The organism is Amycolatopsis sp. WGS_07 (genome assembly GCF_045278895.1).
In the GTDB taxonomy this organism is placed as follows: domain Bacteria; phylum Actinomycetota; class Actinomycetes; order Mycobacteriales; family Pseudonocardiaceae; genus Amycolatopsis.
The window spans coordinates 1,678,297-1,694,210 of record NZ_CP136053.1; the positions used below are offsets into that span (position 1 = coordinate 1,678,297).

13 protein-coding genes and 1 tRNA gene are annotated in these 15,914 nt (G+C 66.5%); 7 read left to right on the forward strand and 7 right to left on the reverse strand.

Annotation, left to right across the window (positions count from 1 at the left end; genetic code table 11):
* The first annotated feature begins 697 nt into the window (after positions 1 to 697).
* From RPX00_RS07645 to RPX00_RS07655, 3 genes are read left to right on the forward strand one after another with little or no spacing between them, the layout of a single operon-like run.
* Positions 698 to 1,006, forward strand: coding sequence for a hypothetical protein (locus RPX00_RS07645; protein WP_406638761.1), 309 nt, complete (start codon positions 698 to 700; stop codon positions 1,004 to 1,006).
* Positions 1,006 to 2,700 carry an alpha/beta hydrolase gene (locus RPX00_RS07650; protein WP_406638762.1) on the forward strand — a complete coding sequence of 565 codons (1,695 nt, stop codon included), beginning with the start codon at positions 1,006 to 1,008 and terminating at the stop codon, positions 2,698 to 2,700. Before RPX00_RS07645 ends, RPX00_RS07650 begins: the two co-directional genes overlap by 1 nt.
* Positions 2,697 to 3,449: an LppA family lipoprotein gene (locus RPX00_RS07655; protein ID WP_406638763.1), complete on the forward strand. Its 753-nt coding sequence runs from the start codon at positions 2,697 to 2,699 to the stop codon at positions 3,447 to 3,449. The genes RPX00_RS07650 and RPX00_RS07655 overlap by 4 nt, the downstream gene beginning before the upstream one ends.
* A gap of 399 nt (positions 3,450 to 3,848) precedes the next feature.
* Here RPX00_RS07655 and RPX00_RS07660 read toward each other — a convergent pair whose 3' ends face one another.
* The 4 genes from RPX00_RS07660 to RPX00_RS07675 form a co-directional block, all read right to left on the reverse strand.
* Positions 3,849 to 6,029, reverse strand: a complete 2,181-nt coding sequence (locus RPX00_RS07660) for an ATP-binding protein (protein WP_406638764.1) — start codon at positions 6,027 to 6,029, stop codon at positions 3,849 to 3,851.
* Positions 6,030 to 6,246: 217 nt separating this feature from the next.
* Positions 6,247 to 7,056 carry a hypothetical protein gene (locus tag RPX00_RS07665; protein ID WP_406638765.1) on the reverse strand — a complete coding sequence of 270 codons (810 nt, stop codon included), beginning with the start codon at positions 7,054 to 7,056 and terminating at the stop codon, positions 6,247 to 6,249.
* 290 nt (positions 7,057 to 7,346) lie between these two features.
* Positions 7,347 to 7,419, reverse strand: a tRNA-Arg gene (locus tag RPX00_RS07670).
* Between the two features lie 16 nt (positions 7,420 to 7,435).
* Positions 7,436 to 8,059 carry a TetR/AcrR family transcriptional regulator gene (locus tag RPX00_RS07675; protein WP_406638766.1) on the reverse strand — a complete coding sequence of 208 codons (624 nt, stop codon included), beginning with the start codon at positions 8,057 to 8,059 and terminating at the stop codon, positions 7,436 to 7,438.
* Positions 8,060 to 8,121: 62 nt separating this feature from the next.
* Between RPX00_RS07675 and RPX00_RS07680 the strand changes: the two genes are divergently transcribed.
* The gene (locus RPX00_RS07680) at positions 8,122 to 8,865 is read left to right on the forward strand and encodes an ABC transporter ATP-binding protein (RefSeq protein WP_406638767.1); all 744 of its coding nucleotides are present in this window, start codon (positions 8,122 to 8,124) and stop codon (positions 8,863 to 8,865) included.
* On the opposite strand, the gene RPX00_RS07685 is transcribed toward RPX00_RS07680, so the two are convergent.
* On the reverse strand, positions 8,862 to 10,049 hold the full coding sequence (locus RPX00_RS07685) for an Lrp/AsnC family transcriptional regulator (RefSeq protein WP_406638768.1): 1,188 nt from the start codon (positions 10,047 to 10,049) through the stop codon (positions 8,862 to 8,864). The two genes, RPX00_RS07680 and RPX00_RS07685, sit on opposite strands and share 4 nt — an antisense overlap.
* Between RPX00_RS07685 and RPX00_RS07690 the strand changes: the two genes are divergently transcribed.
* Positions 9,970 to 11,292: an MFS transporter gene (locus RPX00_RS07690; protein WP_406638769.1), complete on the forward strand. Its 1,323-nt coding sequence runs from the start codon at positions 9,970 to 9,972 to the stop codon at positions 11,290 to 11,292. The genes RPX00_RS07685 and RPX00_RS07690 overlap by 80 nt on opposite strands.
* On the opposite strand, the gene RPX00_RS07695 is transcribed toward RPX00_RS07690, so the two are convergent.
* Positions 11,228 to 12,082: an SDR family oxidoreductase gene (locus RPX00_RS07695; RefSeq protein WP_406638770.1), complete on the reverse strand. Its 855-nt coding sequence runs from the start codon at positions 12,080 to 12,082 to the stop codon at positions 11,228 to 11,230. The genes RPX00_RS07690 and RPX00_RS07695 overlap by 65 nt on opposite strands.
* Positions 12,083 to 12,122: 40 nt before the next feature.
* Positions 12,123 to 12,608 (reverse strand): pyridoxamine 5'-phosphate oxidase family protein, encoded by a 486-nt coding sequence (locus tag RPX00_RS07700; RefSeq protein ID WP_406642820.1) that lies wholly within the window; start codon positions 12,606 to 12,608, stop codon positions 12,123 to 12,125.
* A 339-nt stretch (positions 12,609 to 12,947) separates the two neighbouring features.
* Between RPX00_RS07700 and RPX00_RS07705 the strand changes: the two genes are divergently transcribed.
* The gene (locus RPX00_RS07705) at positions 12,948 to 14,570 is read left to right on the forward strand and encodes an NRAMP family divalent metal transporter (protein WP_406638771.1); all 1,623 of its coding nucleotides are present in this window, start codon (positions 12,948 to 12,950) and stop codon (positions 14,568 to 14,570) included.
* 85 nt (positions 14,571 to 14,655) lie between these two features.
* Entirely contained in the window at positions 14,656 to 15,897 is a 1,242-nt protein-coding gene (locus tag RPX00_RS07710; RefSeq protein WP_406638772.1) for an LCP family protein, read from the forward strand.
* Positions 15,898 to 15,914 lie beyond the last annotated feature (17 nt).

Below are 15,914 nucleotides of genomic sequence, written 5' to 3' on the forward strand. Positions count from 1 at the left end.
TCCCCCAGCCCAGATGCCCGAGTCGTTCACCTCAGACCGAGATACCACTGTCGCAGACGTGATCCCTCGTTGGCAATCGTTCATCCGGGCAAGCCGACAGGTCATGGCAGCGGACGCTCGCAGTCCCTCATCGCATGGCCCGGAGGCGGAGGCGTGCACCCTGGCTTCGGCCCATGCAGCTCCATCGTCCCGACGGCTGGACCGGCAGTCGTCCTGCCGATCGTGCTGTCCGCATTCCCGTTCATCGGCGTACAAACAGGACGGAATGCCACCCAGCCAGACTGTCATGGAAAGTCACTTCAATGGTCCGGCTTTTGTGGATCATACGGGGCGGCATTCGGCGTTGGTGATCGATAGTGGTCTCACCGTCCCGTCGCCTGATGCATCCGGCCGCGATTCCAGCGACTGTCACCCGCAACCGCGCTGAAGCCGTCGGGTTGCCGGACGATCAGCACAGGCAGAATGGATCGCTCTCCGGTCGGCATAACCTGAAAATCGTCGCCGGACGTTTTCCCGCAGCAGGCTTCAGCACGGTGTCGCATAGCGCAGGACCTGAGCGGAATTGAGCAGTTCTACGTAGGTCCTGGAGAGTAGGTGCACCCGGTTTGCGCAGGTAGGTGCCCCGTTCGGGGGTAGCAAGGTTGATCTAGCCGTCCTTGCACCCGTAGCGTGACAGGCCGACTACGGGAGGGGTCTGATGGGGTTCAGAACGGTGCCGGACGCGTTGAGAGCGGCGGGCGGTGCGGCTAGGGAGAAAGTGGGCAGGCTGCGCGAGGCGGACTGCGCCGAACCGGTAGGACGGATCGGCGGAGCAGTGCGGGGCGGTAAAGCCGAGGCCGCAGCCGGGAACTGCCGGGCGTCCTTGTCTGCGACATTCGCGCAGTGGTGCGCTCAGGCACAGCGCTTCGGCGAGCACCTCGGCGATGCAGCCGGTCGGTATGAACGCGGCGACCACGCGGCGGCAGGGGTTTTCCCGTCCGCGCCGGGGATGCGGGCACCGCGCTGATGGTGTCGCTGGCCGATGTCCGCGCCTGGAACCCCGGCGCGTTGGACGAGATCTGCTCGACGCTGCGGGCCCGGACACAGATCCTGATCAACGACGGCGACGACTACGGCAAGGTCATGCCCGTCGAGGGCTGGACCGGTCCTGCCGCCGACAGCGCCGCCGACCAGCACCGAGCGCACATGCGCGGCCTGGACAGCATCGCGGCCGGCGCCGCGGCCCTAGGCAAGGCGGTCGGGCAGGCCGCTGATGCGATCCTCGGTGTTCAGGCTGCGGTGAAGAACGCCGACGAACTGGCCCGCAAGTACGGGTTCGCGATCACCGCCGACGGCGCGATCGTCTGCGTCTACGCGGACCAGCCGCCACCCGAGCTGCACCCCGAAGACCGGGCCCGGGCACAGGCGCAGCTGACCGACGACGTCGCGCAGATCCTGCGCACCGCCAACGACATCGACGCCGATCTCGCCACGGTGCTGGACCGGGCCGCGGCGGGCCAGTTCGGCACCGGCGACGAGTCCACCGTCGCCGCCGCGGCCGCCGACGGGCTGAAAGGCCCCGGTTTGACTCTGCCCGAACCGCCGGCGGGCGCGACTCCGGCCCAGAACGCCGCCTGGTGGGCGACCCTGTCCCCAGCGGGCCGGGACATCCTGCTCCGGGACCGGCCGGGCGCGATCGGGGCCATGGACGGCTTGCCAGGCTCGGTCCGGGACACCGCGAACCGAGCAGTGCTCCACCAGCAGCGCGCCGACCTGCAACGCGAGCGAGAGGACCTGCGGCACCGGTTGGACGGGGTGAAACGCAGCGACCCGGCACAGCAGCGGGAGTACCACGAGCTGAGCAACCAGCTGGAAACGCTGGGCACCAAGATCGCGTCTCTGGACTCAGTCCAGGCGACGATGGACAAAGGCGGGCGACAGCTGTTGTACCTCGATGCGAGCAAGCCCCGCGTTGAAGCAGCCATCGCTGTCGGGAACATCGACACCGCTCGCAACGTCGCGGTGTTCACACCGGGATTCACCACGTCAGTCAACGGCGATCTTGGAAACTACGACCGGAACATGGACGACCTCAAAAAGGAGGCCGGACGGATGGACGATCGCTATGGCGGAGGTCCGACGGCGACAGTGACCTGGATCGGCTACCAGGCTCCGCAGTGGGATGGGATCGCCGACCCCAGTCAGTCGGTGCTGACTCCGGACGCGGCCAGAGCGGGCGGCGAGAGCCTGGCGAAGTTCTACAACGGGATCGGTGCCGGGCATGAGGCGTCGAACACGCCGCTGCACCTGACCGCGCTCGGGCACAGCTACGGGTCAACCACCACCGGCTACGCCCTCGGCCACGACACCCCGGTGCAGGACGCGATGCTGTTCGGCTCTCCCGGCCAGGGCACCGACCATCTCAAAGTTCCGGAGGGGCACCTTTTCGCCGAGCAAGACTCCGGAGACACGCTCGTCCCGAATTACGGCAACACCGGCGCGCTCGGCCCCAGCCCGTACTTCAGCCCGGACGCGAGCAGCTATCACCAAATGTCCACCGACGCCAGCATCACCGAAGCTGGCCCCCGCAACGCGGCCGAAGGCCACTCCGGCTACCTCGACGCCCAGTCGACGAGTATGTACAACATGGCCGCCATCACCACCGGACATGCCGACCTCGCCCAGTACAAGGGCACTGTCTACGCCGACGGTCCCCGATGACCCGAACACCGGCGTTTCTTGCCGTGGCGTTGCTCGCCCTCGCCTTGGCCGGGTGCAGCGTCGAGAAGTCGCCCTTCCCAGGAGACAAAGTGGACCGAGACCCGGAAGAAGTCTGGGCGGCCTTGATGCGGCTGCCCGACAGCGACCAAGCCCGCCAGCAATACCGGCAACTCGACGCGGAACTGCGCCAGGCGCTAACCGCTGCCATCCCCAAACTGTCTCCTTGGAAACTCAGCGAGAACAACCCCGGCTCACGGGCGGCGTGCGGTGCCCGGTTCCCCGGCGTCGGCAATGACGGAGAGAGCGAAAGCCTGGGAGATCACAGGGTTCCCGGAAACCTGCCGGACGCCGATTACGAGAAGGCGCTGACCATCATCGGTACCGTCGCGCAGCGCTACGGATTCGACCCACGCCCGCAACGGCTGCACGACGCGCCCGGCTCGCACGACGCCATGTTCCACAACATCGCCGACGAAGGGGAATTTCGTTCGGCACCGCGCAGAACACCAGCCTCGGCCTCGACCTCGGCTGTCATCTGCTCCCCGCTGCCAAGAAACGAGGCACGCCCTCGGGCTGAGCAGCAGGCATGCTCTCGCCGCAGCGACAAAGGTGGCGCGGCACTGACGTCGGGGCGTGCAGTCCCCTTGAACTACTGGCGAGCCTATGGGAGTCCGTCGCGCCGCGTACGAGTAGATGCAACGATTCCGGGGCCTTCCGAGTTCGAACTTCCCTGCTCGAATCCGGCCTGACCTGTGAGAGTGTGCCCCCGGCAGGGCTGCCAAAGGATGGGAACGGGTCTGGCCAGGGAATCTTCACCGGGACGTTGGTAGTTGAGGCGAGCTTTGTCCCGTCCGCTCGAACTCTTCGTGCCGGTGCCCGGCCGAGGTGGGGTCCAAAGGCAGGTCCAGATGGCGAGAACGGGACTGTTCGGGCCTGGTCTTCGGGTTCGGTGTCGTGAACCGTTCTATTGCAGTGCTCGGCAGATGCGAGATGAGCTGGCGGGCCACGGGCGAGAGATTCGCTGGTGCTCTTGTCGACGGTTCGCGTGCCCTTGACGTTGTCGGCGATCTTGCGAATCGACAGGGGACGTCTTCTGGGTATCCCGGTCTGGGGCCTGGCCATCGGCTGGCCGTGTTGCCAGTGGCGGGTTACGGGTGGCGAGTGGTGTCCAGCGCGCGCAGGCTTGTGCGGAGGTCGTCGGCGCGGGGATGGCCGTATTGGTCGTAGAGGGCCAGCGCGTCGCGCCAGCAGGACTTGGCCCGGTCGATGTGGCCGGTGTCGCGCAGGCAGGCACCGAGAGTGTCCAGGATCCCGGCAGTGTCTTGGGGAATGCGGTGGTGGGGTTCGATGGCGAGAGCGTTCTCGCACTGCGCGATTGCCTCCCGGAGATCTCCTAGGCCCTGTCGGGCCCGCGCGATCTGGTGTAACGCGAAGGGTTTTCCCTGGTCGTCGTGGGCGGTCCGACGGAGGGAAAGACTGCGTTCAGCGTGCCGCAGGCCCTGCTGGTAGTCCCCCAGCCCGGTGCAAAGGTCGCTGAGATTGCCCTCGACCACCCCTTCCAGTCGCCCCCTCTGAGAACCCGATGCCAGTGGGAGCGCTGCCAGGAAGCGGTCCCTCGCCTGCGCGTGCTGCCCCTGTTCCAGCAGCACCAAACCGAGGTCGTTGAGCGCCCATGCCTGCAGTTCCCGATTGCCGAGGTCACAGGCCAAACCAAGTCCTTCCAGTGAGGCGTTGTGGGCCTCTCGCAACTGCCTCACCGTCCAATGCGTGGTGCCCAGGTCCAGGAGAGCGTGGGCTTCGACGGTGCGATCTCCGCCGCGGCGGGCAGCGGCCAGCGCAATGCGCGAAAGGTCGAGCTGTCTCTTCTGCCGCCCCAGCCGATACAGGAACCCCGCCGCGGCGGTGGCGAGCAGGATGGTGAGCGGGATGCGGCCGTGCCGGTCGGTGTCGCGGGCCACAGCCACCAGGTTGTCCTGTTCGCTCTCAATCCACGCCCAGGCCCGTGCGGCGTCGGGAAACTCGATCCGCGGATCGGCACGGACTTCCAGGTTCAGCGCTGGACGCCAGCCGCAGTGTGCGGGAAACAGGACCTGGTGGGCGGTTTTGGCGTGGTGGGCGTACCACTGCCACATCCGCTCGCGTGCCTGCTCGCGGTGCTCGGGCGGGTCGTCGGTTTCGGCGCGGTGGGATGCGTAGGCTCGCAGCAGGTCGTGCAACCGGTACCGGCCCCGTCGCACGGGTTCGATCAGATGCGCGGCGGCGAGCGCGCCCAGCACCCAGCGAGCCCCGGGCAAATCCAGGCCGGTGACAGCGGCGGCCGCTTCGGCACAGAACTCCGGCCCGGGGTGCAGCCCCAGCCGCCGGAACACCCGCGCTCGTTCGTCGTCCAGCTGCTGGTACGACCAGTCGAACACCGCGCGCACCGCCGCCCGTTCGTCCCCCTCCCGCGACAGGACGTCCAGTCGGTAGCGCTCGTCCGCCATCTCCGCGATCACCTCGGCCACCGTGGTGTCCGGCCCGGACGCGTAGCCGGCGGCGATCCGCACCGCCAGCGGCAGCCGCCCGCAGCACCGGACCAGCTCCCGGACCGCGTCCGGCTCGGCGGCCGCGCGGTCCTGACCCACGATCCCGCTCGCCAGCGTGATCGCCTCCGGCTCGCTGAGCAGATCCAGGGTGAGCCTGGCCGCGCCCTCGGTCACCACCAGCCCGGTCAGCCGGTCCCGGCTGGTCACCACCACCACGCATCCGGCCGTCCCCGGCAGCAGAGGCCGCACCTGCTCCGCGGCATTGGCGTTGTCCAGCACCATCAGTACCCGCCGCCCCGCCAGCAATGACCGGAACGTCGCGGCCTTCTCCGCCGTGCCCGTCGGGATCCGCTCGCCCGGCAGCCCCAGCGCTCGCAGGAACCCTTCCAGCACCTCGCCCGGGCTGGCGGGATCACCCGGACCGTAGCCACGCAGGTTCGTGTGCAGGGTGCCGTCGGGAAAGAGGTGCTGCACGCGATGCGCCCACCAGACCGCCAGCGTCGTCTTCCCGATCCCCGCCGCGCCGTCCACGGCCGAGATCACCACCGACCCGCCGGTACCCGCATCGTCGACGGCACCGTCACTGCTGGGCTCGGCTTCCGCGGGCAGGAGTGCGTCCAGCGCCGCTACCTGCTCCGCGCGGCCGGTGAAATCCCGGACCACCGACGGCAGCTGCCGAGGCACCGAACCTCCGGTGCCCGTCGCGGTGCCGGCCAGTGACAACTGACCGATCGACCCGGCCTGCACCACTGTGCCGCGAACCTCGCCACTCGTCTCGTTGCGGAAACCCGCCCCTTCCGACACGAAACCAGTGTCGCGCCAGCTGCCCCGGCGGCGGTGCGGGAACAACCAGCTCCACCCGCACGGACCACGAGTGTCCCCGACCCGGCAACTGGTCTCGGCTCCCTCAAGATCGTCTGCGGTGTCAGGTATGCCACTCACCCAGCGTCGTTTCAGGCTTCTCGCTGGTCGAGCTTGTGAGCACGCAGGCGGCAGCTGTCCGGATCGGTGGTCGTCTCGATCAGCCTCGCAGGGTCAGCAGGCGACGGGGTGTGTGGTAGTCGTACTGGTAGCCAGGGTCGCGAAAACCCAGGCACAGAGCGAACGGTTTGCTGCCGAATTCCCGTTGAAGGGAACGCCAGTTTCGGGCTAGGTATTCAGTCGCCGCCCACGTCGTATCTCCTCGACGCCCTAGGCAAAATATCACCGTCGTGCCACGTGCGGTGTCGTGTATTTTTTCGACTACGGCGAGGTCTAGGGATTCTGATGTGACCAGTTGACCGAGACCTGCTCCGTTGAGCACCTCGACGTACTTCATTTCGGGCGGCGGCCGCTGATCGTCGGTGTCCGAGTATTCGTTGGAGATTCGGAGACTTATCAGATTCTCCTGCAGATACAGTCCGCGGATGCTGTTGCGGGTGGCTGCGCCGACCACGATGAGGTTGCCGCTCAGGTCGGAGAAATGCTTGGGGTCATCGCTTGACGCGGGGCTCACGTTGTTGCGGAAGTCGTAGCGGTGACGCCCCAGGTAAATCGCGTCGACCAAACCGCGGACCAGATCCGGAAGGCGAAAGGACGCCGAGCCGAACAAGCGGGTGATCGCCTCGGATGCGCGCAGTTCATGCAAGGAAATAGAGTAGCCTCGCGGGCGGGAACTTGTCGCGGTGGTCCACAGGTTAGACAGGCAGACGATCAATTGCTGATTCGTGTGCAAGCCGAAGAAGCTGCGGAAGCGCCGTTGCGCGATCCTTGCCATCATTGCGACTGCGAGGCCTAATCCGAGCCAGAACACGATGTTTGCGATGACGTTGGTAGCGATGTCCAACAACATTCGATCAGCATCGTCGCTGTACTGGTCTCACCTCCGGGCAGTGACCCAATCGTTATGCGGAGCACCACGGCAGGAGCTATCCGCGCTCGTCGGAAGACATCAGCGGCGCTTGATCAGCGGCATAGCGAATGCTCGCTGGAGCTGGCAGCCGCTCCTGGCCCGGGTCGGACGTCGAGTGCCGCGGTGGCCGGAACTGGTGCAGGCCGAGGATCTGCCCGAAGACGCCGCTCGGTGACAGGACAAACAAAATCGGGAGAGATGTCGGACATCTCCCGTTCCCATCCTTGCTGTGCCCCCGGCAGGATTCGAACCTGCGACACCGGCTTTAGGAGAGCCGTGCTCTATCCCCTGAGCTACGAGGGCCTTGACGCGCTGCAGCCTACATCCTAGCGGTGGCCTGAGCCGGGTCTGCGGCTGGTGAAGTCAGGTACGCCAGTGCCATTTCCGCCGCCTCCTCGGCCCACCTGGTCCATGACTGGTCATCTGGCCAGAAACGGCAGGTCGCGGCCCGGTGGATGCAAGCTCCGATGATCGTTCGGGCGGCCATGTCCAGACCGGCCGGGCGAGGTGACAAGGCTTCCAGCAGGGCGTCCTGGATCGCGGACAGCGCGGCCAGGCCGCGGTCTCGGCCGTCGGAGCGTTGGGCGTCCAGCAGGTCGGGGAAGATCCGGTCGTGCTCGGCGAAGGTGTGCGCTAGGGCAGACACGAAGGCGGTGAACGTCGGGCGAAGGCCGGGGGACGCCGAGCTGAGGGCGTCCCGGACGTTGGTTTCCAGCTGGGTCAGCAGCTGATCCTTCACCGCGTACAGCAGCTGCTCCTTGCCGTCGAAGCGGCGATAGATCGTGCCGACCGACATCCCCGCTCGAGAGGCGACCTCGGCGATCGTGAACGACTCCAGGCCGCGCTCTGCCAGCACGTGTTCGGCGGCCGTCAGCACCTTCTGCAGCGAGGCCCGGCTGCGCGCTTGTTGCGGCGGGCGGAAGCCCTCGCTGTTCTGACTCACCTGCCGCACGGTACCCGAACCAGATGCGAATGGTAATTTCGGTTCACATTGAGGGAGGGGCCATGGTGAGCATCGAGGTGCACCGCGCCTACGTCGACTTTCCGATCTTCGACGCCAAGACCCGGTCGCTGAAGAAGCGCGTGCTCGGGAAGGTCGGCGGGAGGATCGGCACCGGGGCGAGGGTGCCGGTGATCGAGGCGCTGCGGGACGTGTCGTTCCGGCTTGCGGAGGGGGCTCGGGTCGGGCTGGTCGGGCACAACGGGGCCGGGAAGTCCACGCTGCTGCGGTTGCTGTCCGGGATTTACGAGCCGACCCGGGGCGTCCGGAGGGTGACGGGGCGGGTCGCGCCGGTGTTCGATCTCGGGGTAGGGCTGGATCCGGAGGTGTCCGGGCGGGAGAACATCCTGGTCCAGGGCCTGTTTCTCGGGATGAGCCGCAGGCAGATGGCGAAGCGGGTCGAGGAGATCGCGGAGTTCACCGAGCTTGGCGACTATCTGCACCTGCCCTTGCGCACGTACTCGGCCGGCATGCGGGTGCGGCTCGCGCTCGGGGTGGTGACGACGATCGATCCGGAGATCCTGCTGCTCGACGAGGGGCTCGGCGCGGTCGACGCGGCGTTTCTCGCCAAGGCGCGCGATCGGCTCAAGGATCTCGTGAAACGGTCCGGGATTCTGGTGTTCGCGAATCACTCCGACGAACTGCTCGCGGAGTTTTGCGATACCGCGCTGTGGATGGACGAGGGGCAGGTTAAGCAGCAGGGGTCGTTGGCCGAGATTCTTGCTGCGTATAAGTCTGCGGTCGGTTAGAGCGGAAGAAGCGATCCGCTGCGTTTCACTGTGCGGACTACGGGGGCGGTTTCCATTTGCTGGATCCCGTCCAGCGATCCGATTCGGTCGGTCAGATACTCGTACAGGTGCGCGGCGTTACGGCAGGCGATCGCGGCGACCAGGTTCGCTGGACAGGTGGTGACAGCGGCGAACTGCACCTCTTCGTGTTCCGCCAAGGCCTTCGCGACCGATGCTACCGCTGATGGGCGGACGACCACCCACAACCGCGCCTCTGCCTGGAATCCCAGCGTACGGAGGGAAATGTCCAGCTGATACGACAACACGCCAGCCTGGCGCAAGGCTTCGATCCGACGCTTTGCGGTCGATTCGGAGAGGCCGGACGCTGCGGCGAGTTCGCCGTAGCCCGCACGGCCGTCCTCTGCCAGGACCTGCACGAGGCGGCCGTCTGCTTCGTCGAAAGTGATCTCTTCAGCTGGATCGACTGGTACTCGCAGTTCGGCAATCTGCTTGTCCGACAAAGCCGATAGACCGCCTGGGCGCGCGAATCCCCGCAGCATCTGATGTGCGGAGACGGACGTGATGCGGCTGCTTCGCGGGAGTTTGTCCAGCAGCAACACATCTGGTTCCGCAGCGATGGACGACTGCGTCGTGCACGCGATTTCCGTGCCGCCGGAGAGCAAATGGACCCAGAACGTGTCCGGACGCTTGGCCAGCGCCGCCGCGATCGGCATTCCGGACCCGGGTGTACAGGAGAACCGGACCGTCCAAAGCGCGTATCCCAGCTTCGCACTGGCGACCGCACCGACGACTCGAAGCACCCCGGCCTGCCGCAGCCGCCGGTAGCGCCGGCCGACGGTGTTCTCCGAAACGCCGAGCACGTCCGCGATCCGCGCGAATGAGGCCCGGCCGTCGAGGTCGAGGGCGTGGATCAGCTGGCGGTCCACGGAGTCCAGCGTGACGGGTTTCATCACTTCACGGTAGCTGATGACGGTATCCGTCATTGGAGGGCAGTTTGCTTGAGGTGTACGCCGTGGCTCGATCACTCTTCGGGAGCTGATCGAGAGAAAGGAACCGGCTGTGCGCAAATGGGGACCGTTGGCGGCGATCTGCCTCGGGTCGTTCATGTTGATCGTTGACACCACTGTCGTGACGGTGGCGTTGCCGGAGATGGCTCGAGGGCTGGGAGCCTCGCTGGCCAGCATGCAATGGGTGGTCAATAGCTACACCTTGGTGCTCGCCGTTCTCGCGTTGAGCGCGGGGGCGATCGGTGATCTTTTCGGGCAGCGCAAGGTGTTTGCCGGCTCAATCACGGTGTTTGCCGTGGCGTCGTTAGGGTGCGCGCTCGCGCCGAATGCCGGGGTGCTGATCGGAGCGCGAGCGGTGCAGGGAATCGGCGGCGCGGCGATGATGGTGGCCGCGATGTCGTTGCTGGGAGCCAGTTATGAGGGCAAAGAGCGCGGCACCGCGTTCGGGGTCTGGACCGCGGTGCTCGGCGGAGCCGGCGCGGCGGGGCCGTTCCTCGGCGGCGTTTTGACCCAGTGGGCGGGCTGGCAGGCGATCTTCCTCGTCAACCTGCCGTTGAGCGTGCTGACCTTGCTGCTGACCAGGAAATTCCTGAGCGAGTCGCCGAAACAGCCGTCCGACGTCCGGATCGATTTCGGCGGCATGCTGTCGTTCGGTGTCGGTTCCGGTGCGTTGGTCTACGCGTTGATCCGGGCCGAGGACAGCTGGACTTCCGTGCCCACGTTGGGTTTCTTCGTCCTCGCGGCCGTGGCACTGGCCGTTTTCGGGATGGTCGAACGACGTGCCGCGCGTCCGATGCTCGACCTCACGCTGTTCCGCCGGGCGGCTTTTGTGACCGTGCTGATCGTGGTCGTCGCGAGCGCGTCCGTCTTCGCCTGCCTGATTTACGCCTCGATCTGGCTGCAATCGGTGCTGCACCTCAGCCCGACCGCGGCGGGGCTCGCGCTGCTTCCGCTGGCGGCGACCTCTTTCGTCTCCTCGATGCTGATCGGCAAGCGGCTGCACGCCATACCGCCGGGTATCGTCCTCGGTATCGGTGCCCTGCTTGCCTTCGCGGGCTGCGGGCTGGCCTGGGCAATGCTCGACCGCGATTCGCTCAGTCTCCTGCCCGGACTGATCGTGACCGGTGCCGGAATGGGCATCGCCGGACCGGCCGCCAGCACCGCGATCCTCAGTTCGGTGCCCCGGGACCGCGCGGGGATGGCGTCCGGTGCCATGGCCACTTTCCGTCAGCTCGGCCAAACCCTTGGCGTCGCCGTGCTCGGACTCGTTTACACCAGCAGGGCGGAACTCGCGGACGTTTTCCTAGTCACGGCTGGGCTCAGTCTCGTCGCCGCCGTGCTCAGCTACCTCGTGCTTACTCGAAACACTGCCGGTGCGCCGTCACGAACTCGCGGAAGCTCCGCGGCCGCTGGCCGGTGACGTCCTCGACGGTGGAAGTCACGGTTTCCGCGCCGCCGTCCAGGTACGTGTTGCACACCTCGACCAGCGCCTTCGCGTGAAACGCGGACATTCCGGCTTCGGCAAGCGCGGAAAGGGCTTGCTCGTTGGACATTCCCCGGTACGCGATCGGACGGCCGAGTACCTCGGACAGCACCGCCGCGGCCTCGTCGTAGGTCAGCGCTTCCGGGCCGGTGAGCGCGTACGCCTTGTGCTCGTGACCGTCCTCGGTCAGCGCGCGAAACGCCACGCGGGCGATGTCTTCGGCGTCCACGAACGCGATCCGCGCGCGGATCAGCGGGCTGGCGAAGAAATTCCCGGACCGGATCGTCGCGGCCCAGTTGCCCGAGAAGGCCTGCAGGTAGAAGTTCGCCCGCAGAAACGTCCAGGACAGCGGCGACGTTTCCAGCATCCGCTCGACCGGACGGTGCAGCCGGGCGATCGGCGTGAGTTCCTCGTCCGCCCGCCACAGGGACTGCTTGACCACGTGCGAAACCCCGGCGGACACCGCGGCTTCGACCACATTGGACTCATTGCCGGTCTGGCCAGGGCTCATCGCGCCCAGCAGGAACACCTTCGACACCCCGGCCAGCGCCGGTTGCACGGTGGCCGGATCGGACATTTCGACGGTGACCGCGTCGATTCCGTCCGCGGCGGCTTTCCTGGCTTTCTCCGCGGAATGGTAGGCGGCGCGGAAGGGCACCCCGGCCGCGCGCAGCTGGGTGACCAGCGCCGAACCCACATTGCCGCTCGCACCCGTCACCAGGATCATGCGCCCCACCTTCGTATGTAAGACGGGGCAGTCTAGTGGATCAGGCGTTCGCCTGGGCTGATTCCGCTTGAGCCCGGCGCTGCACCAGCTCCTCGACCGCGGACGGCAGCGTCGTTTCGAAATCGATGAGTTTCGCCCAGGTCGGCGTGACGACGATGCGGACCATGCCGTCGGCGTAGAGGGAGCGGATTTCGGCCTCCCATTCGACCCGCTGCTCCGGCGTGATCTCGTAGGAACCGTTCATCTCAAGGTATTCGTCCGGAATCCCGTCGACGTAGTCCAGCTCGGCGCGACCGCGGATGAGCAGGATCTTCGGCGGGTGCACCTCGGTGTCGATGGTGAGCGCGACCATCGGATTCGCCCGCAACGCCGCCAGTTTCGCCGAGTTTTTCGTGGTGCACATGACGACCTCGGCGCCGTTCCAGCTGAACGAAATCGGGATGCTGCGCGGCGTGCCGTCCTTCGCGACGTAGGCCAGCCGGGTCAGGTCGCGGGCGAGCAGCTCTTGGCTGAGCGGGCGGTTCAGGACTTCTGGCGATCCGCTGCGGTTCCATCTCGGTCTCCTTCGCTTGGTGCGGCCAGGTACTGCGGAGACGGAGCCCGGACAGCGTTCTCGACATGGCCTCGATAGTGACCTGAGTCACACTGATAACTACAACACTTGTACAACTGCTTGACAGTTATCCGGCGAGTGGCGTTGAGTGCTTCTGGTGCCTGGAAAACGCGGGGAGGTGAGGGCGATGCGCGATACGAGCCCGGGGCGAAGTACGCCTCCTGAACCCGGATCGTCCCCGCTTTCCGGCATCCCCGGTTAATCCGGGGTGCCCCGATCGGCCCAGCACGACGGCCGAGAGGAGTGTTCGTCATGGCCACCGACACCACCGTCCGCATCGACCGGCGCACCACCGCGGTCCTCGACGAGGAGCACGTCGGCGACATCCGCGGCGCGCTCGGCACCATCGAAGCGGGCGATTCCGCGCCGCGGACCGGCCTCAGCGCCAAGCTCAAGACCCTGCTCGCGATCGTCGGGCCGGGGTTGATCGTGCTGGTCGGCGACAACGACGCCGGCGCGTTCGCGACCTACGGCCAGGCCGGGCAGAACTACGGCCCGAAACTGCTGTGGACCCTGCTGCTGCTCGTGCCCGTGCTTTACGTGAACCAGGAAATGGTGCTGCGCCTCGGCGCGGTCACCGGCGTCGGGCACGCCCGGCTGATCCTCGAACGCTTCGGCCGGTTCTGGGGCGCGTTCTCGGTGATCGACCTGTTCCTGCTCAACGCGCTGACCCTGGTCACCGAGTTCATCGGCAGCACGATGGCGACGCGCTACCTCAGCCTGCCGACGGTGCCGTCGGTGGTGCTGGCCGCGGCCGTCATCATCGGAGCCGCGTTCACCGGCAGCTTCCGGCGGTTCGAGCGGATCGCGATCTTCTTCTGCCTCGGTTCGCTGACGCTGATTCCGGTGTACGTGTTCGCGCACCCAGCGTCGGCTGGCATGCTCGGCGGCCTAGTGCCGACCATGCCAGCGGGGCCTGGCGGGATGGCTGAGCTGATGCTGCTGATCATCGCGATCGTCGGCACCACGGTCGCGCCGTGGCAACTGTTCTTCCAGCAGTCCTACGTGATCGACAAGCGCATCACGCCGCGGTTCATGCGTTACGAGAAGGCAGACCTGTGGATCGGGCTGGTCGTGGTGACGATCGGCGCGGCCGCGATCATGGGGATCGCTTCGGCAGCCTTCGCAGGGACCGGCACGTCGTTCACCGACACAGCTGGCGTCACGAACGGCATCGAGGCTTACGCGGGACGTACGGCGAGCGCGCTGTTCGCCGTGGCACTGCTGGACGCGTCGATCGTCGGGGCCTTCGCTGTGTCGCTTTCGAGCGCGTACGCGATCGGTGACGTCTTCGGGATGAAACACTCGCTGCACCGTGGGGCGCGGCACGCGAAGGGCTTCTACGCGGTGTACGCCGGTCTCGTCGCGCTGTCGGCCACCATTGTGCTCATCCCGGGCTCGCCGCTCGGCCTGCTCACCACGGGGGTGCAGACGCTCGCCGGGGTGCTGTTGCCGTCGGCGACGGTGTTCCTGTTGCTGCTGTGCAACGACAAAGCGGTGCTCGGACCGTGGGTCAACGGACGGCTCACCAACCTGTTCACCTCCGTGGTCGTCGGGGTGCTGGTGGTGCTGTCAGTGATCCTCACCGCGGCGGTGCTGTTCCCGGACATCAGCGCGGACCAGATCTTCCTGATCATGGCGATCAGTGGAGCGATCGGCGTCCTCACAGCTGGGTACGCGCTGCTTCGCCGCCGTCGAAGCAGCGCGCCGATCGATCGCACCGGGCGCGCGGAGTGGCGAATGCCGCCGCTGCCGTACTTGCCGCCGCCGGAGATGTCGACCGGGCGCAAGATCGGGCTGACCGCGCTGCGCACGTATCTGCTCCTGGCGATGGCCCTCGTCATCGCGAAGCTCATCCAGCTGGCGTTAGGTTAACTCTGCGTGAGATTACTTCTCAGCGTGCACACAGGGAGTGTGCACAACAGTGGGAAACCATGACGCCCCGGCACAGGAAGGTCCGATGACCTACCCCCATGACAGACGTGCCGCCGCGTCCCGAGCCGCGGCGGCGCGCGCTGTCGCAGCCCGTGCCGCGGCCCGGCGGCGACGGATCACCGGCCGGGTCGCGCTGGCCCTCGCGGCCGCGTTGACGCTCTCGCTGACCGGCTACGGCTGGGCGGCCTACCACGGCGTCGTGTCCGGTTTACAGGTCTCCGACGTGCTCGACGGGGAATCGACCTCCAGCGGCGGCGACACCAACATCCTCATCATGGGCCTCGATTCACGGCTCGACGAGAACGGCAATCCGCTGCCGAAGGACATCTACAATTCGCTGCACGCCGGGGATCAGCAGGACGGCGGCTACAACGCCAATGTGCTGATGCTGCTGCACGTCCCCGGCAACGGCGGCAAGGCAACGTCGATCTCGATTCCGCGCGACGATTACGTTCCGCTCGCGGGCTGTCCGGACAACGTGTGCAAGGGCAAGATCAAGCAGGCCTACGGGCTGGCGTTCGACGAAAAGGCCAAACAGCTCGTTTCGCAGAACGTCACCAAATCCCAGCGCGAACAACAGGCGCGGGACGCGGGCCGCCGGGCGGAAATCGACACCGTGCGAAAATTCCTCGGCAATGTCCCGATCGACCATTTCGTCGAGGTCACCCTGGTGGCGTTCCTGGAGATCGCGCAGGTCGTCCAGCCGATCACGGTGTGTCTCAACGAGGACACTCAGGACAGTTACTCGGGCGCGAACTTCCACGCTGGCCAACAGGAGATCTCCGCCGAGCAGGCCGTCGCTTTCGTCCGGCAGCGCCGGGATTACGTGCACCCGAAACTCAACTTCACCGACCTCGACCGCGAACGCAGGCAACAGGCGTTCATCTCTTCGCTGGCTTACCAGCTCAAACAGGGCGGGGCCTTCACCGATCCGACGAAACTCCAGGGAATTCTGGACGTCGCGAAACAGAACACCGCGGTCGACAGTTCACTGGACCTGCTCGCGCTCGCGAAACAGGCGACCAGCTTGACCGGCGGCAATGTCCGTTTCGTGACTCTTCCCGTTGACCATTTCGGCAAGAACCCGTCGGGCGAAGACGTCAACTTCGTCAATACCGCGCAAATCCAGTCAACGGTCGCGCAACTGCTCAGCGACGCCCCGGAGCCGAGCCCCGCCGCCTACGTGACGCCGATGACACACGAAACCAGCAGCACCCCCGCGTCGCCGCCGGTCTTGGGCGGAGGCGGAATCCCTTGTGTGAAATAACTTCAGCGGACGGCCCG